Here is a 22,972-nt window from a genome sequence, read left to right as displayed (position 1 = left end):
AGTGTAGGCGGCAGGATCGGATGCCGACAGGGCGGCAGCCGGTTCCGCTGTGAGAGACGAGACCTGCTCATATGGCACATTCGACATATGAGCAGGTCAGGCGGCCTATGGGTCCTCCGAGAGCTCGGCCAGCCCGTCAGGAGCCGTCGTGGCCCTTGAGAAGGCTCGCGAAGTTCGTGACCGGACCCAGGTCCACGCCGCTGCGACGTGGCGCCCGCGCGGGCTCGGTGGGCAGGAAGCCCTCCACCCCGGCGGACTCGGCCACCAGTGCCGTCGCCATCTCGGAGGCGGCTCGAGCGATCCGCGACTCCAGGCCTCCGGTGTCCCCGGAGCCGAAGTCATCGGTCGCGGCGAACACGCCCGTGGGCAGCACGACCGCCCGCGAGTAGGAGAACAGCGGGCGCAGCGCGTGGTCCAGGACCAGGCTGTGGCGCGGGGTGCCGGCCGTCGCGGCGATGAGCACCGGGAGGTCGATCAGCGCTTCGTCGTCGAGGACGTCGAAGAACATCTTGAACAGCCCCGAGTAGGAGGCCCGGAAGATCGGCGTGACCGCCACCAGCCCATCGGCCTGGGCGACCAGGCGCTTGACCTCGTCGAGCTGCGGATCGGGCAGCCCGCCCGTGGTCATGGCCTGCGCCAGCGGCAGGGCCAGGTCCCGCAGCTCCACGTGGTGGACCTCCAGGGCCTCGCCCCGGGCGCCGACCCGGGACTCGACGGCCTGGGCGATCCGGTCCGCCAGCAGGCGGGTGGACGACGGCGAGGACAGCCCCGCCGAGACGACGACGAGCTGGCGGGTCATCGCTGCTCATCCTCCTTCTGCTCGTCCTGCGGCTGCGCGTTGATGACCTGGCGGTGCTTGGAGTCCGGGCCCTGGGCGCGCAGGGTCTCGTGGGTGGGCGGGTCTGAGGGCACGTGCGCCGGGCGACGTGCCTCGAAGCCCTCGCGCAGGCGCGGGGCGATCTCCCGGCCGAGGATCTCGATCTGCTCCAGGACCACCTCCTCGGGCAGGCCGGCGTGATCCAGCAGGAACATCTGGCGCTGGTAGTCGCCCACCTGATCCGCGTAGCCCAGGTAGTGCTCCACGATCTGATCCGGGGTGCCGACCGTCAGCGGGGTCATCCGCGAGAAGTCCTCGAGCGACGGGCCGTGGCCGTAGACCGGCGCGTTGTCGAAGTACGGGCGGAAGACCCGCTTGGCCTCGGCCTCTGTCTCAGCGGCGAAGATCTGGCCGCCCAGGCCCACGATCGCCTGGTCGGCGGCGCCGTGGCCGTAGTGCTCGAAGCGCTGGCGGTAGAGGTTCACCATCGAGGCGGTGTGCTCGATGTTCCAGAAGATGTGGTTGTGGAAGAAGCCGTCGCCGTAATAGGCGGCCTGCTCCGCGATCTCCGGGGAGCGGATCGAGCCGTGCCACACGAAGGGCGGGGTGTCATCCAGCGGCCACGGGGTGGAGGTGTAGCTGTTGAGCGGGGTGCGGAACTTGCCCTGCCAGTTCACGACCTCCTCGCGCCACAGCTTGCGCAGCAGGTGGTAGTTCTCGATGGCCAGCGGGATGCCCTGGCGGATGTCCTTGCCGAACCAGGGGTAGACCGGACCGGTGTTGCCACGGCCCATGGTGAGATCCACACGACCGCCGGAGAGGTGCTGGAGGAAGGCGTAGTCCTCAGCGATCTTCACGGGGTCGTTCGTGGTGATCAGCGTGGTGGCCGTGGAGAAGCGCAGCCGCTCGGTCTGGGCGGCGATGTAGGCCAGGTGCGTGGTGGGCGAGGACGGCACGAACGGCGGGTTGTGGTGCTCGCCGGTCGCGAAGACGTCCAGACCGACCTCCTCCGCCTTCAGGGCGTACTTGGTCATCGACTGGATGCGCTGAGCTTCGGACGGCGCCTTGCCGGTGGTGGGGTCCGGGGTGACGTCGCCGATGGTGAAGATGCCGAACTGCATGGTGCTCGCTCCTTGGGTGCGCATCGCGATGAGCCGGAGATGTCTGGTCATCGCGTGACGTTTCACGGAACAGTATGCGTCGATGTAGGTGACATGTCAACCATTAGGTCCGCCGTGCTCGAGGGACGGCGGGAACGACGAACGCGCTGTCGTCGTGATGCGCCAGGCCGTGTCCGCGCAGGGCGGCAGCCGGCCTGCGCGGGTCAGTCGATCGGTGCGCAGTCCGGGCGGCGGATGTCGAGCTTGCGGGCGATCCGGGAGGTGATGCGGTCCAGGTCCTCGATGTCCTGTGCATCGAGGGCGTCGAAGAACGACCTGCGCACGGCGCCCAGGTGGCCCGGGGCGGCTGCGGCCAGGGCCTGGCGACCGGCTTCGGTGAGCTGTGCGAGCTGCGCCCGACCGTCGTCCGGGGCGGCTGAGCGGGCGATCAGGCCGCGCTTCTCCATCCGGGTGAGGTGGTGGGACATGCGCGAGCGCTCCCAGTCCAGCAGCCCGGCGAGCTCGGTGATCCGGCAGGAGGAGCTCTCGCTGTCGTTGAGCATGACCAGGACGTCGTAGTCCTGAAGCGACAGGCCGGAATCGGACTGCAGCTGCGAGGACAGGGCGGCGGGGATGCGGCTGCTCACGGCAAGCCAGCGGCGCCAGACGGTCTCCTCATGTGCGGACAGCCAGTCGACGCCGTCGCCGGCGCCGCCCGTGCCAGCTGTCGTCGAGGGGGAGTCCCCGGGCTCGTCGGCGTCTGAGGGGAGGCTGCGGGGTTCGGTGTCGGGTGCCGTCGTCATGCCCCCAGGATAGCGACAAACGTGACGCGTCATCAGTGAGTGGCTGCGGGTTGCCGCTCACTTTCACGTGAGCCGGCATCCAGCAGGTGATGGCACCATGTCCGCCATGTTCCCCAGTTCCCGCAGCGCCCGACGTCAGCCCGCCGCCGCCCGGTCAGGAGCGGGTCGCTTCTCCGCCGCGCCTGCCTCTGCGCAGCGGAAGCGCCGCAAGGGCAAGGCCGAGCCGCGGCTGCTGCCGATCGCCGTCATCCTGTGGATCGTGGGGCTCGCGGCCTTCGTGGCGGGCTTCGGGCTGGGCAACACCGGTTCCGGCGTGGCCATGACCCTCACGTTCTTCGGGGGGCTGATCGTGGCCACGCTGGCGGAGGTGGGGGCGTTCCTCACTGCGCTGGCCAGCACGATCTCCTATCGGCGGCACAGGCCCTGGAATGTGATCGTGATGATCCTCTCGGTGCTGATCAGCCCGGCCACTCTCATGCTGCTGCTGCAGCTGGCCATGGGGTCCTGAGCTCGGTTGCCGAGCCGGGCGACGCACGACGACACAGCCCTGTGGGAATGCCTACGTCTCGTGTGGACACGGCCTGTGGAGAGTTGTGCACACGCCGTGGAGAAACCCTGGAATCACACTCTGACCTGGTGATTCATCCTTCGTTCACGAAGTCTGAGCCTGTGGATATCCACAGCTGGCAGGGAGATCTGCACCGGTTGCGCACAGTCCTGCACGGCGCGCCCCACAGGGCATCCACAAGTTATCCACAATCAGTGGATAAAGCCCGCGCATGTCATTGCAAGCGTTCCGGCCGAGCGGCTTATGACGTCGGCTCGGTGGGCCAGAATGGGCGGGCCGGGCGGCCGTCGTCGTCCTGGCTGCAGTCAGCGCTGGAAAGGCCCCGTCGTGTCCGAAGAGATCCGCACTCCCCCCTACGACAACGTCGCCGAGCAGTCCGTGCTCGGCGGCATGATGCTGTCCAAGGACGCCATCGCGGACGTCGTGGAGGTGCTGCGCGGCAACGACTTCTACAAGCCGGCGCACGAGTCCATCTACGAGGCCATCATGAGCCTCTACGGCAAGGGCGAACCCGCCGACGCCATCACCGTGGCCGACGAGCTGACCAAGCGCGGCGAGCTCGAGAGGACGGGCGGGCCGGCCTACCTGCACTCGCTGATCTCGTCGGTTCCCACCGCGGCCAATGCCGGGTTCTACGCCGAGATCGTCCAGGAGCGCGCCGTGCTGCGCCGCCTGGTCACCGCCGGCACCAAGATCGTCCAGCTCGGCTACTCGCAGGACGGCGAGGTCGAGGTCCTGGTCAACGAGGCCCAGTCCGAGATCATGACGGTGGCCGAGCGGCGCAATTCCGAGGACTACGTGGTCCTCAAGGACGTTGTGGAGTCCACCGTCCAGGAGATCGAGGACGCTGGCGGCCGCTCCGGCATGCAGGGCGTGCCCACCGGATTCGTCGAGTTCGACGAGCTGACCCACGGTCTGCAGGGCGGGCAGATGATCGTGATCGCGGCCAGGCCGGCCATGGGCAAGGCGCTCGCGCTGGACACCCCCATCCCCACGCCCACCGGGTGGACGACCATGGGGGAGATCTCCGTCGGCGACCTCGTCCTGGCCGTCGACGGCACTCCCACGCGGGTGAGCGCCGCGACCGACGTGATGCTCGACCGGCCCTGCTACCGGGTCAGCTTCGACGACGGCAGCGAGATCATCGCCGATGAGGAGCACCAGTGGCTGACGCATACGCGGACTGCCGTGCTTGTCGGAGCCGGTGCGGCTGATGCGGGCTCGGCCAGCGTGGTGACCACGGGGCAGATCGCGGCCTCTTCGCAGCGCCACCTCGTGCGCATTCCGGATGACGCCCGAATCCCGCTGTGCCATGACGGCGGCATTGAGCCGGGAACCGAGCGGGCGATCGTCGCCGTGGAGTCGGTGGCCTCGGTCCCGGTCCGGTGCCTGCAGGTCGATCATCCGGAGCACTTGTTCCTGGCGGGACGGACGTTCATCCCCACGCACAACTCCACGTTCGCCATCGATATCGCTCGCTCGGCGGCGATCAAGCACAACATGACCACCGCGATCTTCTCGCTGGAGATGGCGCGCAACGAGATCGCCCTGAAGATCCTCTCGGCCGAAGCCACCCTCAACCTGCAGGACCTGCGCAAGGGCACGTTGCAGGACGAGCAGTGGGGCAAGATCGCCTCCACCATGGGCAAGCTGGACTCGGCGCCGCTGTTCATCGACGACTCCCCGAACATGTCGCTGATGGAGATCCGCGCCAAGTGCCGCCGCCTGAAGCAGAAGCACGATCTGAAGCTCGTGGTGCTCGACTACTTGCAGCTGATGAGCTCGGGCAAGAAGGTCGAGTCGCGCCAGCAGGAGGTCTCGGAGTTCTCGCGAGCGCTGAAGCTGCTGGCCAAGGAGCTCGACGTCCCCGTGATCGCGCTGTCGCAGCTGAACCGTGGTTCCGAGCAGCGCACGGACAAGCGGCCGATGGTCTCGGACCTTCGCGAATCAGGCTCGATCGAGCAGGATGCCGACATGGTGATCCTTCTGCACCGAGATGACGTCTACGACAAGGAGTCGCCGCGCGCAGGCGAGGCGGACGTGATCGTGGCCAAGCACCGTAACGGCCCCACCAAGACCATCGTGGTGGCGTTCCAGGGCCATTACTCCCGCTTCGCGAACATGGCGAACGAGGGGTTCTGATCCGGAGGCCGCCTCCTGGGAGCCCTTGAGGTCATCCGTGGTCAGGGCCGACCTGTGTTCAGCCCGGATCCTCAGATCTTGCGGTCCGCGGCCTGGTGCGGCGGCTCTCCGGTCCCTTCGAAGGCCTGAGTCATGTCCGCCAGGAAGTCGAGCACCGCCTGCCTGGACTCCTCGGGGACCCGTCGGGCCGCCTCGAGCATCCGGTCATGGGGCTGCGTCATCACAACCCGGACGCGTTCGTGGGCCAGCGGCTGGGCGATCACGGTCACAGATCGCCCGTCGCGGGGGTGGCGCACGCGTCGGAGGTGACCCGTGCTGGTCAGGCGGTTGAGCAGCTTGGCGGTGGAGGCGGTGGAGATCCCCAGCTCGGCGGCCAGGGCGGAGGCGGTGAGGGGGTCGTCGGCGCGCTCGCCGGCGATGATCAGCTGCAGAGCCTTCAGATCGGTGGGGTTCAGCTCCATCTCGGCGGTGGCCCGGTGATGCATGAGGCGACGGGCGCGCTGGAGGCGTCGCATGGCGCGCAGAAGCTCGCGCTCGGGGGCGGAATCGTCGTACCAGTAGGAGTCGCTCGACGACCCCTGCTCTGGGGGCCGGGTCATGGGCGAAGGGTATCTGAATAGTTATCTAGGCAGGCTAGCTTTTCTGTGCGAGGCTGGCCCACGTGATGAGTCAGCAGAAGCCGACAACCGTGCAGCGCGAGCTGCAGGAAGTGTGGAGGCGCGGTGGGGAGCGCTCCGCACGTCTCGGGCCTGAGCACGGACAGCTGTGGGGCGCGCTCGATGAAGCCGCCCGAGGTGGGAAGGGGTTGCGCCCCGACCTCGTCATCGCCGTCCATGCGGCCCTTGGAGGCACTCGGTACGAGTCTGTCGCCAGTGCTGCTGCGGCGGTCGAGATGCTGCACACCGCGTTCGTGGTCCATGACGATGTGATCGACGGCGACGACACTCGCCGCGGGCGGCCGAACGTCTCCGGAGCCTTCGAGGTGCAGGCCCGGAGGACGGGTGCGAGCGCGGCAGCGGCACAGCGGCAGGGTTCCGCCGCAGGGATCCTGGCCGGTGATCTGGCGCTGGTCTCGGCCCTGCGCCTGATGGCCCGCAGCGGCGCCTCGGCCGCCCAGACCGAGCAGCTGCTCGAGCTGCTGGAGGAGGCGGTCCACGCCACGGCATCCGGCGAGCTGGCGGACGTGCGCCTGAGCCGGGTCGGCGAGGGGCAGGCGCTGCAGCTCCAGGACGCTCTCCGGGTGGCTGAGCTCAAGACCAGCGCCTACTCCTTCCAGCTGCCCATGCAGGTCGGGGCCGTCCTGGCCGATGCTCCGTGGGAGCTGCTTGAGAAGCTGGCTGTGATCGGGCGATTGGTCGGCATCGGGTTCCAGCTGCTGGACGACCTCCTGGGGGTCTTCGGCCGCCAGGAGCTGACCGGCAAGACCGTGATCTCCGACCTTCGCGAGGCAAAGCCCACTGCGCTGCTGGCCCTGGCTCGAGGCACGTCGTGCTGGACGGAACTCAGCGCGCTGATCGGGGACCCGGAGCTGGGCGAGGAGCAGGCCGATCGAGCCCGTGATCTGCTCACCGGGTGCGGTGCCCGGCGCGCCGTCCAGGATCTGGCCGACCAGCAGCTCGAGGAGGCTCTGCACCTGGCAGCTCGACCTGCCGTCCCGGCAGAGCTGGAAGCCGTGGTGGCCCAGCTGATCGAGCGAGTCAGGGCATCGGCCTCCTCAGCCATGACGACGCACAGCGCTGAAGGTCAGTTCGGTGCGGCTCCGCTTCGGGAGCAGGCGTCATGACGGCGGTGAGGCCGGTGTCGCGCTACGACCGGGTGGCCGCGGCGAGTGCCGCCGAGGTGATCGGCCGCTATTCGACGTCCTTCGGGTGGGCCGTGCGACTGCTCGCCGAGCCGACTCGCTCGGAGATCCGCAGCCTCTACGCACTGGTGCGCGTGGCCGATGAGATCGTCGATGACCCGGATCCGGGCCTGAGCCCGCAGCTGCGGTCCGAGCTGCTGGAGGAGCTCGAGGCCGACACGCTCCGAGCCCTGCAGCACGGGCGCAGCGCCAATCTGGTGGTCCAGGCCTTCGCCTCCGTGGCACGACGGCGGGGCATCGGTCCGGAGCTGATCCGCCCGTTCTTCGCCTCCATGCGCGCCGATCTGGGACTGCGCACCCACGACGACGAGAGCCTGGACGACTACGTATACGGCTCCGCCGAGGTGATCGGGCTGATGTGCCTGCACTGCTTCCTGGGGGCGGACGGCGGTGCCTACGAGCGGCTGGCTCCCGGGGCGCAGCGGCTGGGCGCTGCCTTCCAGAAGATCAACTTCCTGCGGGATCTGGCCGATGATCACGACCTGCTGGGGCGGACGTACTTCCCCGGCCTGGATCCGGAGGCGTTCACCGACAGCCGGCGCGACGAGCTGCTGGATGACATCGATGCCGACCTGGCGGTGGCTGCCGAGGCGATAGCCCAGCTGCCTCCCGACAGCCGCCGGGCGGTCCGTGCTGCGCACGGGCTGTTCGCCGAGCTCTCACGGCGCCTGCGCCGCACCCCTGCCGCGCAGATCCGGCGCACCAGGATCCGGGTGCCCGATGCGCGCAAGGCGGTCATCATCGTGCGTGCGTTGGGAGGCCGCCCATGAGCCGGGAACGTCGGGCTGTGGTCGTCGGCGGGGGCATCTCGGGGCTGGCCACGGCCGCGCTGCTGGCCCGGCGCGGCTGGTCCGTGGACCTGCTGGAAGCGCGGGGGGCCCTCGGCGGCCGAGCCGGAACGTGGGAGGCTGACGGCTTCCGCTTCGACACCGGGCCCTCGTGGTACCTGATGCCGGAGGTCTTCGAGCGGTTCTTCGAGCTGATGGGCACGAGCGTCGACGAGCAGCTGGATCTGCAGCAGCTCGATCCGGGGTACCGGGTGTTCTTCGAGGGCCACGACGAGCCGCTGGACATCGCGGCCGATGTCCGGACCAACATCGAGCGGTTCGAGGAGATCGAGCCCGGTGCCGGCCGGGTCCTGGAGCGCTATCTGGACTCCGCTCGCTCCACCTACGAGCTGGCGCTGGCCCGCTTCCTCTACACGTCCTTTGATTCGCTGCGGCCCTTCATGGATCGCCGCGTCCTGGGATCGGCGCATCGGCTCGGCCCGCTGCTGCTGCAGTCACTCGAGCGCTTCACGGCGCGACGATTCCGGGACCCGCGGTTGCGTCAGGTCCTGGGCTATCCCGCCGTCTTCCTGGGGTCCTCGCCGGACAGGACGCCTGCGCTGTACCACCTGATGAGCGCCATGGATCTCACGGGCGGGGTGCTCTACCCGCAGGGCGGCTTCGGCGAGCTCATGGCCGTCCTGGAGCGACTGGCCCGGGCTGCTGGTGCCCGGCTGCACACCGGGGCGGAGGTCACCGAGATCCGCACGGGCGCAGGGGGCCGTCGCGGGACAAGCGCGCAGGCGACGGGGGTGCGCTTCCGCGATGCCGAGGGTCTTGAGCGGGATCTGGCGGCAGACGTCGTCGTGTCCACGGCCGATCTGCACCGCACGGAGACCACGATGCTGCCCGAGCACCTGCAGACCTACCCCGAATCCTGGTGGACCCGGCGCACCAGCGGTCCGGGCGCGGTGCTCGTGATGCTGGGTGTAGACGGTGCGCTGGAGCGGATGCCGCACCACAGCCTGTTCTTCACGCGGGACTGGCGGCGCAACTTCGCCGCCATCGCGGACGGTCGCGTGCCGGAGCCTGCTTCGGTCTACGTGTGCCGGCCCTCGGCCACCGACCCGTCGGCTGCGCCGGCGGGTCAGGAGAACCTGTTCGTGCTCGTGCCCATGCCTGCCGACCCGCAGCTGGGGCGTGGAGGGATCGACGGCGGCGGTGATCCGCGGATCGAGGCCATCGCCGATGCCGCGATCGACCAGGTGGCTCGCTGGTCCGGCCACGAGGACCTGGCCCAGCGCATCGTGGTGCGCCGCACCGTGGGCCCTGCGGACTTCTCCGAGGACCTGGGGGCCTGGCGAGGCAGCATGCTCGGTCCGGCGCACACCCTCGGCCAGAGCGCCATGTTCCGCGCCGGCAACCGCTCTCGGAAGGTGGACGGGCTCTACTACGCCGGGTCGAGCACGATCCCGGGGATCGGGCTGCCCATGTGCCTGATCAGCGCCGAGATCGTCGCAGACCGGATCGCGCGGGAGCTGTCATGACGGGGCTGATCTACCTGGGCGCCCTGCTGATCTCGACCAGCTGCATGGCACTGCTCGACCGCCGTTTCCATCTGGTGCTGTGGCGGGCGCCGCGAGCCGGCGCGCTCACCGTCATTGCAGGGATCGCGGTCTTCCTGCTGTGGGATCTCGCGGCCATCGCCTCGGGGCACTACGGCAAGGGCCAGGGGCCGATGACCGGGGTCATGCTGGCGCCCGAGCTGCCCCTGGAGGAGATCGTCTTCATCACTTTCCTCTGCTACCTCACGCTCGTGCTGCGGGGACTGATCGCGCTGGCCGCCGATCGCTCTCGGGCCTTGCCGAAGGAGGGTGCGCGATGACCTATGCCGTCCTCGCCGCGCTGTTCGTGGCCGCGACGGCCGTCGTGGCGGGCCTGGTCTCCTGGCGGCGACGCCTCGGGGCTGCCTGGTGGGTGACGACGGCCCTGACGATCCTCGGCCTGCTGCTGCTGACCGTCGTGTTCGACAGCCTCATGATCGCGGTGGACCTCTTCCGCTACGACGAGGCGCAGCTGCACGGCTGGTTCGTGGGCCTGGCACCGATCGAGGACCTGGCCTGGCCGATTGCGGCCGGTCTGCTGCTGCCGTCCCTGTGGGAGCTTCTCGCTCGGCCGGCGGATGACGGCGAACGGGAGAGGAGCGGCCGATGACGCGCACCGAGGGGACGACGGCAGCCGCCCGGCAGCTCGTGGGCGCCTCCCGCCCGCTGAGCTGGGTCAACACCGCGTATCCGTTCGCGGCCGCCTACTTGATGGCCGGTGGAGGACTCACCGCCGAGCTGGTGGTGGGGACGGTCTTCTTCCTGATCCCCTACAACCTGCTGATGTACGGCATCAACGACGTCTTCGACTACGAATCGGATCTGCGCAATCCCCGCAAGGGCGGGGTCGAGGGCATCGTGCTGGCCTCCCGCTGGCACCGGCTGACGCTGTGGTGGGCCTGCCTGCTGCCGGTTCCGTTCGTGCTCGCGCTGCTCTGGTGGGGGTCCTGGGCATCAGCGGCGGTCCTGGTGGTCACCCTGGTGGCCGTCGTGGCATATTCCGCCCCTGGCATGCGGTTCAAGGAGCGTCCCGTGCTGGACTCCATGACGTCGTCCGCCCACTTCGTGGGCCCGGCGGCCTTCGGCCTGGCGCTGACGGGCGCGCCCCTGACGACGACGGCCGCCGTCTCCCTGCTCGCGTTCTTCCTGTGGGGCATGGCCTCCCAGGCCTTCGGGGCGGTGCAGGATGTGATCGCCGACCGGGAAGCGGGGATCGGGTCGATCGCCACGGCTCTCGGCGCTCGCAGGACCGTCCGGCTGGCGATCGGGCTCTACGCCGCAGCCGGGCTCGTGATGGCCGCGGCGGACTGGCCCGCGGCGCTGGCCGGACTGCTGGTCGTGCCGTACCTGGTGAGCATCCTCCCGTTCCATGACGTGCCCGATGAGCGCTGCGAGGTGGCGCGCCGCGGTTGGCGGCGCTTCCTGTGGCTGAACATGGTCACGGGGTTCCTGCTGACGCTCCTGCTGCTGTGGATCGCGTGGGGCCGGTGATCTGCCGGGAGGGGCTGCCCGCGGTTCGGGAACATGGCGGAGAGGGACTGTGCACCGCAGATCGCAGGGGCCCGAGGGCGGATAGTCTCGCCTCATGCCCGTTGCCACGCCATCGATCCGCCTCCGCATCCAGGACTCCATGGACAGCCTCAGCAATGCCGAGCGGAAGGTCGCCCGTGCGCTGCTGGCGCGGTATCCGAGCGCTGGGCTGACCACTGTCGCGCAGCTGGCGGGGGAGGCGCAGGTCAGCGCCCCCACCGTGCTGCGCTTCGCCGGCAGGTTGGGCTACTCGGGCTTCGCAGACTTACAGCGGGCGCTGATCGCCGAGCTCAATGACGATGGCTCCCCCTTGCGCCAGTACGAGCAGAAGCGCGCGGCGGAGGGCGGTGATGGAGTCCTGGCCCGAACAGCGCGGACCGTGCTGGAGGCCGTCCAGAGGACGTATGACGAGCTGCCGGAATCAGAGTTCACGGCGGTGGCCCAGATGCTCGCCGACCCCGGCAAGCGGATCGTGGTGGCGGGTGGGCGCTTCTCGGGGCTGCAGGCCGACTACCTGGTCCGCCACCTCCAGCTGCTGCGCCCGGGGGTCCAGCTGCTGCCGCAGGAGGTCATCGCCTGCCGAGACGCGGTGCTCTCGGCATCGTCGTCGACCCTGCTCGTCATCTACGACTACCGCCGGTACTCGCAGGACAGTCACGAGCTGGCCGCGGAGATGCACCGTCGTGGTGCGACCGTGGCGCTGATGACGGACAGCTGGCTCTCGCCGATCGCGGATGCGGCGCGGCACGTGCTGCCGGCGCGCGTGGAGAGTGCTTCCCCGTTCGACTCTGCGGTGGCGGCCACAGCGCTCACCGAGAGCCTGGTGGCGGCCGTGACGGAGATCCTGGGCGATGCCGGGATGCAGCGGGTCGCGCAGTTCGAGGCCCAGGCCGAGCTGGAGGCGGGTGCGGCCGATGAGGCCTGGGGCTGTACGCGGACCGGCAATGGATGTAACGTGCGAAACAGAATGAACCAGATCACGTCGTTCTGAAACGCAGGATGACCCATGGGTCCGGATGCTGTTCCGGACCCCCGGCCCGTCTGAGGAACCATGGCTGCTCCGACCCTGACCTTCATCGCCACCAACGACCTGGTGGGGCACACCCGAGGTCGTGCGGTGCCCTCCGCCGACACCACTCGGGCCCTTCGTCGCGGAGTCGGGTGGGTCCCCGCGAATCTCGCGATCGATTGCTTCGGCCACATCGCCGACGGCAATGTCTTCGGCTCGACCGGCGACCTGCGCCTCGTACCAGATGCGACAACGGGGATCGACATCCCCGCAGGCCAGGACAAGCCCGAGGTCCGTCTCCTGCTCGCCGAGCAGCGCCACCCCGACGGCAGGGAATGGCACTGCTGTCCCCGGACTTTCGCCCGCAGGGCGCTCGAGGATTTCACCGAGCGGACGGGGCTGGAGATCATCGCCTCCTTCGAGCACGAGTTCACGATCCGCGATGCCGCGGACAGCGCCCCGTTCTCCCTGCGCCGCTTCCGCGATGCGGAGCCGTTCGGCACCGAGCTCGTGGAGCTGCTCGACGCCGTGGGGCTCGATCCCGAGAACTGGCTGCCCGAGTACGGGACCCAGCAGTACGAGATCACCCTCAAGCCGGCCCCGGGGCTCGTCGCCGCGGATCGGGCGATCCTGCTCAGGGACCTGATCCACGACCTCGCGCAGCGCCACGGCCGCAGCGTGACCTTCGCGCCGCTGTCTGCGCCGGATTCCGGCGGCAACGGCGTTCACGTCCACCTCTCCCTGCATGACGCCAAGACGGGTGCGCCGGTCCTGTACGACGACGACGGTCCGGCGAACCTCTCGCAGATCGGCCAGAAGTTCGCAGCCGGCATCCTGCGCCACGCCAAGGCGCTCACGGCGCTGAGCGCCTGCGGGCCGAACTCCTACCTGCGCCTGGCTCCGGATACCTGGAGCGTGGGCGGGATCTTTCTGGGCGAGCGCAACCGCGAGTCGCTTCTGCGCATCTGCCCCACCTCGACCATCGGGGGCGGCGATCCGACCCAGCAGCTCAACCTGGAGTTCCGTGCCGCCGACGCCACATCGAACCCGTGGCTCGTGCTGGGCTCCCTGGTGCGCGCGGGTCTCGAGGGCATCACCCGCGACTACGAGCCGGAACGGGTGTGGCCGGAGGAGACCGCCAGCGAGGAGCTGGCCGACGTCCCGCGGCTGCCTGCCTCGGTCTCGGAGGCGCTCGAGTGCCTCGCGAGCGACGAGATCGCGTCCGGGTGGTTCCACCCCGATCTGCTGCAGACCTACCTGCACATCAAGCATGCCGAGCTGCGGGCGGTCGAGGGTCTGACCGACGAGCAGCTGTGCGCCAAGGTCGCCGATGCGTACTGAGACTTCGGCCGCGAGCCCGCGGGGCACCTGGGAGTCCGCACAGCGCATCCGGCTCGTGGATCACCACATGCATGGCCCCCTGTCCGGCGACGTCACGCGCGAGCAGCTCGAGATGCTGCTCACCGAGTCGGATCGCCCGATCCCGGAGGGGACCACGGTCTTCGACTCCCAGGTGGGCTTCGCGATCCGCCAGCACTGTGCGCCGCTGCTGGGCCTTGAGCCAGGGGCCTCGCCCGAAGCCTACGTGGCTCGTCGCAGCCAGAGCACGGCCGATGAGCTGGCCGAGCTCTTCCTGGAGGGCGCCGGCGTCTCCGACTGGGTGGTCGACACGGGCTTCGGCACCGATTCCATCTGGAGCGCGGAACAGATGCGCGGGCACCTTAGCGGCTCCGTCCACGAGATCGTGCGTCTGGAGGCGCTGCTGGAGCAGGTTGCTGTGGACTGCGCGCCGGAGCAGCTGCAGGAGAGCTTCGAGGCGGCTGTGGCCCGAGCTGCCGAGAAGGCCGCAGGCTGGAAGTCGATCATCGCCTACCGCTTCGGCTTCGACTTCGAGCCCCGTCGTCCCAGCCCCGACGAGGTCCTGGCTGCCGCGCGCCGGTGGCTGGGCGAGCTCGTCGAGGGCGAGGGGCTGCGCGTGGAGGATCCGGTGCTGCTGCGATGGCTGCTCTATGTCGCCTGCGACACCGGGCTGCCGATCCAGCTGCACTGCGGCTACGGCGATCCCGATCTTGACCTGCACCGCTGCGATCCTCTGTTGCTGACCAGCTGGCTGCGCGACATCGAGGGCTCAGGCAGCCGCATCATGCTGCTGCACTGCTACCCCTTCCATCGCAATGCCGGCTACCTGGCCCAGGTCTTCCCGCACGTCTACTGCGACGTGGGGCTGAGCATCAACTACTCGGGGGCGGCCAGCCGCCAGATCGTCGCCGAGTCCATGGAGCTGACCCCGTTCTCCAAGCTGCTGTACTCCTCCGATGCCTGGGGCCCCCCGGAGCTGCACTACCTGGGCTCCCTGCTGTGGCGTCGGGCCACCGCCGCCGTCATGGATCGCTGGGTGGATCAGGGAGACTGGCCCGAGGAGGAGCCCGAGCGCATCCTGCAGATGATCGGCCGGGACAACGCATGCCGTGTCTACGGACTGGACGAGACGCGCGAGGCCCAGTCCCGCGCATGAGAGAGGAGCGCACTGCTTCGATGGACGCCGCACCCCTGTGGGACGCGCTGGAGCGGCACCTGCCCGCCGCCGTGGAACTGCGGCATGAGCTGCATCGGCGTCCCAGCCTCTCCGGGGAGGAGGCCCCGACGCGCGATGCCGTCGTCGCCGCCCTGCCCGAGGGGATGACCAGAACGGATGTTGCAAGGACCGGGTCGGTGCTGCGGCTCGGAAGGCCGGGCCCGGCGATCGGCGTGCGCGGTGAGATGGACGCGCTGCCGATCCATGAGACCACCGGCGTGGAATGGGAGTCGCGGAACGGCGGTGTCATGCATGCGTGCGCGCACGACGTCCACATGGCCGCTCTGGTCGCCCTCGCCGGGGCCGTCGACGAGATCGGAGTGCCGCACTCGCTGCTGGCGGTGCTCCAGCCTCGGGAGGAGACCTATCCCTCCGGCGCGGAGGACATCATGGCCGCCGGCGTGCTGCGCGATCAGGAGTGCGCAGCCATGATCGGCGCGCACATCCAGCCGACGCTGGGGCACCAGCAGGTGGCGTGCGTGCCCGGGGGCGTCAATGCGGCCTCGGACGAGTTCGTCGTGGAGATCACCGGCTCCCCCGGTCACGCCGCCTATCCGCACCTGGCCGTGGATCCGGTGCTGACAACGGCCCAGGTGGTCGTGGCGCTGCAGGCGGTCGTCAGCCGGATGGTCGATCCCATGCGCTCGGCGGTGCTGGGGGTCTCCTCGATCATCGCGGGGGAGGCCGCCAACGTCATCCCCGGCACCGCCCGCGCCCGAGGGACCCTGCGGGCTCTGGATCCGCAGACCCGCGGACTGTTGCGCGAGCAGCTGCAGTCCGTGGCCACCGGGGTCGCCGCAGCCCATGGCTGCCGGGCCGAGGTGACGATCACCCCGGGGGAGCCGGTGCTGGACAACCACCCGGGGCTCACCGAGCTCTCGCGCGTGCACCTGGAGAGTCGGGACTATTCGATCTCGGACTCCCTGCGCTCGCTGGGCTCGGACGACTTCTCGTTCTACGGGGAGCAGCTCCCGGCGCTGATGATGTTCGTGGGGACGGGGGCCGGTGGCGGTCTGCACACGAGCGACTTCCTTCCCGGCGACGACGACGTCCGCCACGTCGCCCAGGCCATGTGCGCCGGCTACCTCGCCGCCGCGCAGATGATCGAGATGGATCTGGGAGCTGAATCGCACAGCTGATCGCGGGCCCCCCGGCCCTGGAAGGAGCGACGATGGCGCGCAGCAGCATGGATTCGACGGAGGTCGGCCTGACCGACGGATCCCTCTACGCGCGCGACGCTGCGGTCATCGCTGTCTCCGAGCACCTGCGGTTCTTCCCGCTCGAGGTCCAAGACGCTCGCGGAAGCGTGCTGTGCTCCCCGACAGGTCGGGAGCTGATCGACCTGTCGGCGGGCTGGGGCGCAGCCGCGGTGGGCTACGCGCACCCCCGGGTCGTCGAGGCGATCGCGACCGAAGCGGCGCGGATGCCCAGTGTGGGCGTGCTCTCGGCCGCCAACCCCGCGAGCACGCGGCTGGCCGAGAACCTGCTCGAGGTCGTGCCCCTGTCCGCAGGGCGCGGTCAGGCTGCCGTGCACTTGGGGCTGAGCGGATCCGACGCCAACTCCGCTGCCCTGCGGGCGATCCGGGCCTGGTCGGACCGGCCCGGGATCCTGGTCTTCGAGAACTCGTACCACGGCGGACTGGGACCGGCGCAGCATGCTTCCGGCTTCTATGCCGCTGACAGCATAGCCATGGATCCCGGGGTCGAGCAGGTGCCCTACGGCGATGTCGAGGCCGCCGTGGCTGCGCTGGAGACCGAGCGCTTCGCGGCCGCTGCGGTCGAGCCGATCATGGCCGACGGCGGGCTGATCGTCCCCTCACCTGCGTTCCTGCCTGCGCTGCGAGAGGCGTGCGATCGCACGGGGACGCTGCTCATGGTCGATGAGGTCAAGGTCGGCATGGGCCGCACCGGGTCCCTGCTGGCCAGCGGCTGCGACGGGGTCGTCGCCGACGTCGTGACCCTGGGGAAGGGCCTCGGTGGCGGCATGCCGCTCTCCGCGGCGATCGCCCCGCGGCAGGTGTGGGAGGCCGCGCCGGGCGCCTCGCTGCTGACGCTGGCCGGCAACCCGGTGTGTGCGGCAGCGGGGCTGGCAGTGCTCGAGACGCTTGAGGCCGAGGGCCTGATCGGGCGTGCGGGCGAGCTGGGGCGGGAGCTGTCTGCGGCGCTCGCAGGGCTGGCCGGGCGTCACGAGCTGATCCACGATGTGCGCAGCCGCGGCATCGTGGCCGGGATCGAGCTGCGCCGGGCGGACGGGTCGGCCGCCGATGCCGAGACCGCGGCCGTCGTCCATCGGGCCTTCGAGCTGGGCGCGGTGGCCTATCCGGTGGGTCCGGAGTCGAACATCATCGAGCTCACCCCGGCGCTGACGATCACCTCCGAGCAGCTGCTGCACGGGATCGAGCTGCTGGGGCAGGCCGTCGCGGATGTCGAAGGCGGACGCATTGACCTTCAGGCCGCGGCCGGCTTCGGCGGCTGGTGAGCCGACGTCACCGGGCTGCTGCTGAAGAGATCTCAGCCGAGGCGGTCCGCTCTACGGCTGAGATCCTCAGCCGGAGACCTCAGCCCAGGTCCTCGGCCGTCATGCGCTTGCCGATGCGCTCGGCCAGCGCCGGGCGGGCGATCACGATGATCAGACCGATCAGGCACCATGCCCCGGCCATCCAGGGGAACCAGGTGTACGGCGCCTCCTGGCCGATGATCTGCACCGCGTAGACGAAGACCAGGTAGGCCAGTCCGAGCACCGGGAGGATCAGTTCCCAGCGCGGGACTGCGCTGCCCGGACGCAGGATGAAGCGGATGATGCCCACGCTGGTCATGCCGTAGGCCACCACCATGCACAGCGTGGCGATGGTGGCGAACCAGTAGTAGACATCCACGGAGCCGGCACCCAGGACGCCCGAGAGGCAGGCGACGATGACCGTGAACGCCGTGACCAGCACGACGGCCGGGCCGGGGACGCCGGTGCTCGGGCTGGTCCGGGCGAGGACGGCCGGGCCGAAGCCGTCGCGGGCCAGGGCGAAGAGCAGGCGCGCCGCGGCGGCCGTCGAGGACAGCAGAGAGGCGAAGGCCACCAGGAACGCGATCACGGAGATCAGGACTGCGAACCACGCTCCGATGTAGGTCGACGACAGCGTGGTCAGGGTCGAAGAGGCACCCGCGAAGGCGGCGACTCCGGCCTCGTCGGTGCCGAAGCCGATGGTCTGGGCGAACATCATGAACGTGTAGATCAGGCCGGCCAGCACCACGGCTGCGCCCAGTGCGCGGGGGATCGTCTTCCTGGGGTCCTCGGCCTCCTCGGACAGCGACGTCCCCGACTCGAAGCCGGCCCATGACAGGAAGCCGAACACGGAGGCCGTCATGATGGCCGACAGCGGAGCTCCGCCAGGAGCGAGCGTGGACAGGTCCAGCCCCGTGGACACCGGGGCGCTCCCCGAGGCCACGCGCACGACGATGACGACGCCCAGGATCAGCATCACCAGGATGCCGATCATGCCGATGGCCAGCAGAGTGCGGGCCGTGACGGCCGATTCGCGCAGGTTGAGCACCAGCACGAGCGCGCCGACCACCACCGGGATCAGGATCCACAACCCGTCTGCGAAGGCCAGGCCGAGCTCCGCCATCATGGCCTGGAAGAACACGGCGCAGGCCCCGGCGATGCACACCGCGAAGAACAGGTAGGTGCCCAGCAGCGCGAAGCCGCCGAAGAAGCCGGCTCGGGCGCCCAGGGTCACCCCGGACAGCGCGTAGACCGACCCAGCGTGGGTCACGTAGCCCGTGAGCCGGATGAAGGCGTAGGCCACCAGCATGGTGCCCAGGAACGAGACGGCGAACGTGAAGGGGACGCTTGCGCCCACGAGGCCTGCGACGCCGATCCCATTGAGGCTCATGGCCATGACGGGGCCCATGAAGCCCACGGATATCGCAGCGACCTCGGGGGTGCGCAGGCGGCCTGCGAGCTCCCGGGTTGCAGAGGGTGCCTGGCCGACCGCGGCAACGCTGCTAGGTGGTTGGTGGTCCTGTGCCATGGGGATCAGGCTTTCCGCCGCCGTCGGGCACCGCGCCCGGAGGATCAGGCCGTGAGCCGAGGGTCAGCTGGGTGGAGAAGAGTCTTCTTGTGCTGCACGTTACAGACGGACCCCAGCTGCCGCAATCCTTTTCTTGCTGATACATGTCCTTGGGGCTTTCGGCACCCTCCGCTCATGGCTGGCCGGTCATGGGCCGTGGCGGCACGTCCTGCAGGCGGAACCAGAGGCGGGCCTCACGGCGCCGGGCTGCTGTGAGCACCGACCAGCCGCCGGCGTCGGCACCCGACTCGGCGACCGCCTGGTCGAGCGCATCGCGGACCAGCCAGGTCGTCACGGGGTGGGCGTGGCCGTCCATCTGCAGGACGTGCTCGAGCTCGGACGGTGACAGGTCGAGCCACTCGCACAGCTGCTGACGCGTCAGGTCCGAGACCTCGAGATGGCGGCGCAGCTCCTGACCTGTGCGTGCGGTCTGGGCGTCGGTGAGGGACATGAGGGCTCCTGGGCTCGGGGGCGGGTGCGGCTCCCGGTGGGGGCCAGGGGCGGGCGGCGTCTGTGTGATCTGGATCATAGTCGCGACCGGCCTGATGCGGGATGCAGACCATCCCGGGCGGCCACTACTACCCCGAGGACTCGCAGTCCGAGGTGTGGATGCCGTCCGAGCCCGAGCAGCAGGGCTGACAGCCGGATCAGCCGGTGACCGTGCGCAGCACCTGCATCTCCAGCAGCTCGTCGGAGTCATCGGTCAGCGGGTTGCGGTCCAGCGCGCAGAAGTCAGCGGACAGCCCCGCAGCGATCCGGCCGGTGCCGTCGCGCCCGGAGGCCCGGGCGCCGGCTGAGGTCAGCGCCTCCAGGGCGTCGGCAGGGGCGAAGACCCTCTCCGGCTGATACGGATCCCGGCCGGCGTCGAACGCGGACCGGGCTGTCAGGGCGATGAACAGATTGCGCGCGGCCTGATGCGGAGCGGTGGGGGCGTCGCTGCCCAGCGCGATCGGCACGCCGGCCTCGCGGAAGCGGTGCCAAGGGAAGCCTTGGACGGCGCGGTCGTCGCCGAGCATGGCCCTCCAGTTGTCCAGCACGGCGGGGTCGCAGTGCACCGGCTGCATCGAGGCAGTCACGCCCAGCAGCGCCATCCGCTCGATGGTGTCCTGGGCGACGGATTCCAGGTGCTCCACACGGGGGCGCCGTCCCTCCCGTGGCCCGTTGACGTGCACGCACTCCTCGACCAGATCCAGCGCCAGGGTGCTGGCCTGGTCGCCGATCGCGTGCAGCGCCAGCTGCAGGCCGTGGGCGTCGGCGGCGGTGGTCACCCGAAGGGCCGCTTCGCGCTCCCAGAGGGGATCGGGGAGCTCGCCGCCCACGTACGGGGCGCGCATGGCGGCGGTGCAGGCGTCGATTACTCCGTCCAGGATCAGCTTGACGCCCACGATCCGCAGCCACTGGGTGCCGAACTCGGCGGCCATCTCGTCGCGGATCGCGGCCACCCGCTCGACCTCCGCGAGATCCGCCTCCGGGTCGCCGGTTGGGCGCAGCATCCAGTGGGCGTCGACGGGGAAGGGCAGGCGGCCGTCGCGCTCCAGCCGACGACGGAAGACCGCCAGGTCCGAGTCGCTGAAGCCCATGTCCGTGGCGCCCGTGGTTCCGCTGGCCAGGTAGGAGCGGAAGGCGTTGTCCAGGAAGCGGTCCTGATCAGCCTCGGTGGAGTGCGCGGCCTGATACCCCCAGGCGTACTCGATCGCGGCGTTCTCGAGCAGCAGCCCGGTGGGCTCGCCGTCGGCGTCGCGCACGATCTGACCGCCCAGTGGATCCGGGGTGTCTCGGGTGATCCCCAGGGCCGCCAGTCCGGCGGTGTTCACCCACGCGGCGTGGAGGCTGTTGGCGTCCAGGATCACGGGGATGTCGGCGACGACCGCGTCCAGCATGGCGGCCGTGGGCTGCTGACCCGGCGCGAAGGCATGCGGGTACCAGCTGGCTCCGAGGATCTGGGTGGCCTGCGGATCGGCGGTTCGCGCCTCGGCGATGCGCTGCTGGATCTCGTCCAGGGTGGCGCACTCGCGCAGGGAGACCTTGTCCAGGGTCTCGCCCAGCATGGTCATGTGCACGTGGGACTCCCAGAACCCCGGCAGCACGAAGGTCCCGAGCAGGTCCTCCTCCACGGCGTCGGGCCCGACGACTGCGCGCACCTCGTCCTGCGTCCCTGCCGCCAGGAAGCGTCCGTCCTGCACGGCGAAGGCCTCGGCGGTGGGGGAGGCGGCCTCTCCGGTGAAGACCGTGGCGCCGTGGAAGAGGGTGGTGCGGGACAAGGCGGGGTCGCTTTCGTCGTGCGGTTGGTCCGGCGCAGGCACAGGGGGCCGAATGGGCTGAGGCTATCCCAGAGACGCCCCGTAGGATCCGATCCATCCAGCGACTCAGAAGGAGCCCCCCATGAAGACCATGACCTGCCGCGACCTCGGCGGCCCCTGCGACCTCGCGTTCACCGGCGAGAGCGCGGACGAGATCATCCAGCAGCAGGACAAGCACCTGAAGGAGGCCGAGAAGGCCGGCCAGACCGATCACCAGCAGGCGCGCGATGAGATGAAGGGCCGCTGGCGCAATCCGATCAAGGGCATGGGCTGGTACAAGGCCACCAAGAAGGCCTTCGCGGAGCTGCCCGAGGACTGAGGGATGACCTCGGCGGTGCGGAAGACCGACAATGGTGGAGTGAACGCCGAGTGGAAGGATGAGTTCATGTCCGAGAACAGTGCGTCGGAGAACCCGCAGGATCCGACGGAGAAGCAGAACCCCGGCCCGTCGGAGGTCGAGCGCGAGGAGCAGTTGGTCGAGGAAGAGGAGCGGGAGTCCTTCCCGGCTTCCGACCCGCCCGCGAACTACTGAGCGCGTGCACACCGACGACGACGGCCCCGGCATCTGCCGGGGCCGTCGTCGTGCCTGTGCGGGTCAGGCGGATCTCATTCGGAGTCCGGGCCCACGGGGTAGTGGCTGCGGATCGCGATCCGGTTCCAGGAGTTCATCACGATGGACAGCCAGCTGATCGCAGTGACCTGCTCGTCGTTCAGCGAGCCGTTGTCCCAGTCGGTGCGCTCGGGGACGGACAGACGAGTGACCTCCTCAGCCAGGCCCAGGGCGGCCTGCTCCTGCTCGGTGAAGTACTGCGACTCCCACCAGGCGGCCACGACGGCCAGGCGATCGGTCGTCTCACCCTTCTCGAGGGCGTCGCGCGTGTGCATCCGCAGGCAGAAGGCGCAGCCGTTGAGCTGGGAGATGCGGATCTTGACCAGCTCAGCCAGCAGCGGATCGAGGCCGGCTGCGGCGACGGCCTTGGCGGCCTCGCCGTCCATGCGCAGCATGGCCTTGTAGGCGGGGTGCTCGGAGAGATCGATGTGCGACATGGGGCGGAGCCTACTCGGGTGTTCCCCGGTCACTGATCCGAGGGAAGGGGCATGCCCTGCTCCTGCATGAGCTCCTCGACCTCCATACCTTCCATGTGCTCGGTCTGGATCTCACCGCTTGTCTTGCAGCGGCCCAGATCGGCATCGAAGCACTCGGAGCCCACCTGGTACTCGAAACCGGGTTCGACGTACCCGTCGTAGGCGTAGTACTCGTCGGAGGGGCCCACGTAGCCGTCCGCGTCGGCTTCGGGGCGCTGGTAGCCGCTTCCGTCCTCGGTCGCGTAGTCGGTCTGATCCGTGGTGTCGGGGTACATCGGGTAGTTGTCGATGGACCCCGGTCCGGCGTATCCCGGCTGATCCCCGGCCTGGGCCGCACAGATGGCCTGGAGCTCGGCCATGAGCTCGGGACTCGGAGCGCCCGTGGGGAAGGTGTCCGAGTTGCAAGTGCCCCCGGCGGCGAAGAACGCCTGGGCATCAGCCGACATGCCGGAACTCGCGGCTGCGTCGGTCTCTGCCGGGGCCTCCACGGGTGCCTCTTCGGCGGTCGGGGCGGCAGTGGGCTCCGCAGCGGCGGAGGCTTCGTCGGAGGGCTCTGCAGAGGGAGTTGTCGAGCTGGTGGCCGAGGAGCTCGGCGTGGTCTCGGGAGCCGAGGATGCTGAGGGCTCCGTGGTGGATTCGGCGTCGTTGCCGCCAGAGCACCCGGCCAGGGCCAGGCTCAGGAGGGCTGCGGTGCAGAGCAGGACAGGGCGCTTGCGCATGGTGGGGGCCTCTTCTCGATGGTGAAT

Annotated in this window: 24 protein-coding genes; 15 read left to right on the top strand and 9 right to left on the bottom strand. The window is 69.6% G+C overall.

Annotated features, from left to right (window positions below; genetic code table 11):
• Nucleotides 1-136: 136 nt before the first annotated feature.
• The 3 genes from RF645_RS06040 to RF645_RS06030 all read right to left on the bottom strand — a co-directional run bounded on the left by RF645_RS06040 (nucleotide 137) and on the right by RF645_RS06030 (nucleotide 2,720).
• The gene (locus RF645_RS06040; RefSeq protein ID WP_053448131.1) at nucleotides 137-799 is read right to left on the bottom strand and encodes an FMN reductase; all 663 of its coding nucleotides are present in this window, start codon (nucleotides 797-799) and stop codon (nucleotides 137-139) included.
• Nucleotides 796-1,938, bottom strand: a complete 1,143-nt coding sequence (locus tag RF645_RS06035; protein WP_368818763.1) for an LLM class flavin-dependent oxidoreductase — start codon at nucleotides 1,936-1,938, stop codon at nucleotides 796-798. The genes RF645_RS06040 and RF645_RS06035 overlap by 4 nt, the downstream gene beginning before the upstream one ends.
• A gap of 203 nt (nucleotides 1,939-2,141) precedes the next feature.
• Nucleotides 2,142-2,720, bottom strand: coding sequence for a MarR family winged helix-turn-helix transcriptional regulator (locus RF645_RS06030; RefSeq protein WP_206390513.1), 579 nt, complete (start codon nucleotides 2,718-2,720; stop codon nucleotides 2,142-2,144).
• 106 nt (nucleotides 2,721-2,826) lie between these two features.
• Here RF645_RS06030 and RF645_RS06025 point away from each other — a divergent pair, with 106 nt between their 5' ends.
• Nucleotides 2,827-3,228 (top strand): hypothetical protein, encoded by a 402-nt coding sequence (locus RF645_RS06025; protein ID WP_251714265.1) that lies wholly within the window; start codon nucleotides 2,827-2,829, stop codon nucleotides 3,226-3,228.
• A gap of 387 nt (nucleotides 3,229-3,615) precedes the next feature.
• On the top strand, nucleotides 3,616-5,430 hold the full coding sequence (gene dnaB, locus RF645_RS06020) for a replicative DNA helicase (protein WP_268144837.1): 1,815 nt from the start codon (nucleotides 3,616-3,618) through the stop codon (nucleotides 5,428-5,430).
• Between the two features lie 71 nt (nucleotides 5,431-5,501).
• Here dnaB and RF645_RS06015 read toward each other — a convergent pair whose 3' ends face one another.
• Nucleotides 5,502-6,029, bottom strand: a complete 528-nt coding sequence (locus tag RF645_RS06015; protein WP_206390516.1) for a MarR family winged helix-turn-helix transcriptional regulator — start codon at nucleotides 6,027-6,029, stop codon at nucleotides 5,502-5,504.
• A gap of 65 nt (nucleotides 6,030-6,094) precedes the next feature.
• Here RF645_RS06015 and RF645_RS06010 point away from each other — a divergent pair, with 65 nt between their 5' ends.
• The 11 genes from RF645_RS06010 to RF645_RS05960 all read left to right on the top strand — a co-directional run bounded on the left by RF645_RS06010 (nucleotide 6,095) and on the right by RF645_RS05960 (nucleotide 17,255).
• Entirely contained in the window at nucleotides 6,095-7,213 is a 1,119-nt protein-coding gene (locus RF645_RS06010; protein ID WP_368818762.1) for a polyprenyl synthetase family protein, read from the top strand.
• On the top strand, nucleotides 7,210-8,061 hold the full coding sequence (locus RF645_RS06005) for a phytoene/squalene synthase family protein (protein WP_368818761.1): 852 nt from the start codon (nucleotides 7,210-7,212) through the stop codon (nucleotides 8,059-8,061). The genes RF645_RS06010 and RF645_RS06005 overlap by 4 nt, the downstream gene beginning before the upstream one ends.
• Entirely contained in the window at nucleotides 8,058-9,605 is a 1,548-nt protein-coding gene (gene crtI, locus RF645_RS06000) for a phytoene desaturase family protein (protein ID WP_368818760.1), read from the top strand. Before RF645_RS06005 ends, crtI begins: the two co-directional genes overlap by 4 nt.
• Nucleotides 9,602-9,943: a lycopene cyclase domain-containing protein gene (locus RF645_RS05995; protein ID WP_368818759.1), complete on the top strand. Its 342-nt coding sequence runs from the start codon at nucleotides 9,602-9,604 to the stop codon at nucleotides 9,941-9,943. The genes crtI and RF645_RS05995 overlap by 4 nt, the downstream gene beginning before the upstream one ends.
• Nucleotides 9,940-10,272, top strand: a complete 333-nt coding sequence (locus RF645_RS05990; RefSeq protein WP_368818758.1) for a lycopene cyclase — start codon at nucleotides 9,940-9,942, stop codon at nucleotides 10,270-10,272. Before RF645_RS05995 ends, RF645_RS05990 begins: the two co-directional genes overlap by 4 nt.
• Complete coding sequence (locus tag RF645_RS05985; RefSeq protein WP_368818757.1) at nucleotides 10,269-11,153, top strand: prenyltransferase; 885 nt, start codon at nucleotides 10,269-10,271, stop codon at nucleotides 11,151-11,153. The genes RF645_RS05990 and RF645_RS05985 overlap by 4 nt, the downstream gene beginning before the upstream one ends.
• Before the next feature lie 94 nt (nucleotides 11,154-11,247).
• A complete protein-coding gene (locus RF645_RS05980) occupies nucleotides 11,248-12,183 on the top strand; it encodes a MurR/RpiR family transcriptional regulator (RefSeq protein WP_368818756.1) in 936 nt (311 codons plus the stop codon).
• Between the two features lie 60 nt (nucleotides 12,184-12,243).
• Nucleotides 12,244-13,542 (top strand): glutamine synthetase, encoded by a 1,299-nt coding sequence (locus tag RF645_RS05975; protein WP_368818755.1) that lies wholly within the window; start codon nucleotides 12,244-12,246, stop codon nucleotides 13,540-13,542.
• Complete coding sequence (locus RF645_RS05970; protein WP_368818754.1) at nucleotides 13,532-14,716, top strand: amidohydrolase family protein; 1,185 nt, start codon at nucleotides 13,532-13,534, stop codon at nucleotides 14,714-14,716. Before RF645_RS05975 ends, RF645_RS05970 begins: the two co-directional genes overlap by 11 nt.
• A 20-nt stretch (nucleotides 14,717-14,736) precedes the next feature.
• Complete coding sequence (locus RF645_RS05965; protein WP_006214339.1) at nucleotides 14,737-15,915, top strand: M20 family metallopeptidase; 1,179 nt, start codon at nucleotides 14,737-14,739, stop codon at nucleotides 15,913-15,915.
• 32 nt (nucleotides 15,916-15,947) lie between these two features.
• Entirely contained in the window at nucleotides 15,948-17,255 is a 1,308-nt protein-coding gene (locus RF645_RS05960) for an aspartate aminotransferase family protein (protein WP_368818753.1), read from the top strand.
• Nucleotides 17,256-17,334: 79 nt separating this feature from the next.
• Here the strand turns inward: RF645_RS05960 and RF645_RS05955 are convergent, their stop codons facing one another.
• From RF645_RS05955 to RF645_RS05945, 3 genes are all read right to left on the bottom strand, one after another.
• On the bottom strand, nucleotides 17,335-18,801 hold the full coding sequence (locus tag RF645_RS05955) for an APC family permease (protein WP_081609477.1): 1,467 nt from the start codon (nucleotides 18,799-18,801) through the stop codon (nucleotides 17,335-17,337).
• Between the two features lie 172 nt (nucleotides 18,802-18,973).
• Entirely contained in the window at nucleotides 18,974-19,291 is a 318-nt protein-coding gene (locus tag RF645_RS05950) for a DUF2316 family protein (RefSeq protein WP_368818752.1), read from the bottom strand.
• Nucleotides 19,292-19,487: 196 nt separating this feature from the next.
• Nucleotides 19,488-21,101 (bottom strand): amidohydrolase, encoded by a 1,614-nt coding sequence (locus tag RF645_RS05945; RefSeq protein ID WP_368818751.1) that lies wholly within the window; start codon nucleotides 21,099-21,101, stop codon nucleotides 19,488-19,490.
• 121 nt (nucleotides 21,102-21,222) lie between these two features.
• Between RF645_RS05945 and RF645_RS05940 the strand changes: the two genes are divergently transcribed.
• Both RF645_RS05940 and RF645_RS05935 read left to right on the top strand, forming a co-directional pair.
• Nucleotides 21,223-21,459 carry a DUF1059 domain-containing protein gene (locus RF645_RS05940; protein WP_368818750.1) on the top strand — a complete coding sequence of 79 codons (237 nt, stop codon included), beginning with the start codon at nucleotides 21,223-21,225 and terminating at the stop codon, nucleotides 21,457-21,459.
• Between the two features lie 66 nt (nucleotides 21,460-21,525).
• On the top strand, nucleotides 21,526-21,672 hold the full coding sequence (locus RF645_RS05935) for a hypothetical protein (protein ID WP_368818749.1): 147 nt from the start codon (nucleotides 21,526-21,528) through the stop codon (nucleotides 21,670-21,672).
• 74 nt (nucleotides 21,673-21,746) lie between these two features.
• Here RF645_RS05935 and RF645_RS05930 read toward each other — a convergent pair whose 3' ends face one another.
• Nucleotides 21,747-22,187: a carboxymuconolactone decarboxylase family protein gene (locus tag RF645_RS05930; protein WP_368818748.1), complete on the bottom strand. Its 441-nt coding sequence runs from the start codon at nucleotides 22,185-22,187 to the stop codon at nucleotides 21,747-21,749.
• A gap of 29 nt (nucleotides 22,188-22,216) precedes the next feature.
• Nucleotides 22,217-22,945, bottom strand: coding sequence for a hypothetical protein (locus RF645_RS05925; RefSeq protein ID WP_368818747.1), 729 nt, complete (start codon nucleotides 22,943-22,945; stop codon nucleotides 22,217-22,219).
• Between the last annotated feature and the right edge of the window lie 27 nt (nucleotides 22,946-22,972).

The organism is Kocuria sp. CPCC 205260, from assembly GCF_040981045.1.
In the GTDB taxonomy this organism is placed as follows: Bacteria; Actinomycetota; Actinomycetes; order Actinomycetales; family Micrococcaceae; genus Kocuria; species Kocuria palustris.
The sequence above is the reverse complement of the archived record's forward strand: the minus strand, read 5'-3'. Positions and strand labels throughout refer to the sequence as shown.

Bases quoted from the DNA above. Each gene is read 5' to 3' on its own strand.
- RF645_RS06040 (WP_053448131.1), bottom strand. From the start codon at position 799: ATGACCCGCCAGCTCGTCGTCGTCTCGGCGGGGCTGTCCTCGCCGTCG.
- RF645_RS06015 (WP_206390516.1), bottom strand. From the start codon at position 6,029: ATGACCCGGCCCCCAGAGCAGGGGTCGTCGAGCGACTCCTACTGGTAC.
- RF645_RS05975 (WP_368818755.1), top strand. From the start codon at position 12,244: ATGGCTGCTCCGACCCTGACCTTCATCGCCACCAACGACCTGGTGGGG.
- RF645_RS06030 (WP_206390513.1), bottom strand. From the start codon at position 2,720: ATGACGACGGCACCCGACACCGAACCCCGCAGCCTCCCCTCAGACGCC.
- RF645_RS06035 (WP_368818763.1), bottom strand. From the start codon at position 1,938: ATGCAGTTCGGCATCTTCACCATCGGCGACGTCACCCCGGACCCCACC.
- RF645_RS05955 (WP_081609477.1), bottom strand. From the start codon at position 18,801: ATGGCACAGGACCACCAACCACCTAGCAGCGTTGCCGCGGTCGGCCAG.
- RF645_RS05925 (WP_368818747.1), bottom strand. From the start codon at position 22,945: ATGCGCAAGCGCCCTGTCCTGCTCTGCACCGCAGCCCTCCTGAGCCTG.
- RF645_RS05935 (WP_368818749.1), top strand. From the start codon at position 21,526: ATGTCCGAGAACAGTGCGTCGGAGAACCCGCAGGATCCGACGGAGAAG.
- RF645_RS05930 (WP_368818748.1), bottom strand. From the start codon at position 22,187: ATGTCGCACATCGATCTCTCCGAGCACCCCGCCTACAAGGCCATGCTG.
- RF645_RS05980 (WP_368818756.1), top strand. From the start codon at position 11,248: ATGCCCGTTGCCACGCCATCGATCCGCCTCCGCATCCAGGACTCCATG.
- RF645_RS05965 (WP_006214339.1), top strand. From the start codon at position 14,737: ATGGACGCCGCACCCCTGTGGGACGCGCTGGAGCGGCACCTGCCCGCC.
- RF645_RS05950 (WP_368818752.1), bottom strand. From the start codon at position 19,291: ATGTCCCTCACCGACGCCCAGACCGCACGCACAGGTCAGGAGCTGCGC.
- RF645_RS06005 (WP_368818761.1), top strand. From the start codon at position 7,210: ATGACGGCGGTGAGGCCGGTGTCGCGCTACGACCGGGTGGCCGCGGCG.
- RF645_RS05995 (WP_368818759.1), top strand. From the start codon at position 9,602: ATGACGGGGCTGATCTACCTGGGCGCCCTGCTGATCTCGACCAGCTGC.
- RF645_RS05960 (WP_368818753.1), top strand. From the start codon at position 15,948: ATGGCGCGCAGCAGCATGGATTCGACGGAGGTCGGCCTGACCGACGGA.
- RF645_RS06025 (WP_251714265.1), top strand. From the start codon at position 2,827: ATGTTCCCCAGTTCCCGCAGCGCCCGACGTCAGCCCGCCGCCGCCCGG.
- RF645_RS05940 (WP_368818750.1), top strand. From the start codon at position 21,223: ATGAAGACCATGACCTGCCGCGACCTCGGCGGCCCCTGCGACCTCGCG.
- crtI (WP_368818760.1), top strand. From the start codon at position 8,058: ATGAGCCGGGAACGTCGGGCTGTGGTCGTCGGCGGGGGCATCTCGGGG.
- RF645_RS06010 (WP_368818762.1), top strand. From the start codon at position 6,095: ATGAGTCAGCAGAAGCCGACAACCGTGCAGCGCGAGCTGCAGGAAGTG.
- RF645_RS05985 (WP_368818757.1), top strand. From the start codon at position 10,269: ATGACGCGCACCGAGGGGACGACGGCAGCCGCCCGGCAGCTCGTGGGC.
- RF645_RS05970 (WP_368818754.1), top strand. From the start codon at position 13,532: ATGCGTACTGAGACTTCGGCCGCGAGCCCGCGGGGCACCTGGGAGTCC.
- RF645_RS05990 (WP_368818758.1), top strand. From the start codon at position 9,940: ATGACCTATGCCGTCCTCGCCGCGCTGTTCGTGGCCGCGACGGCCGTC.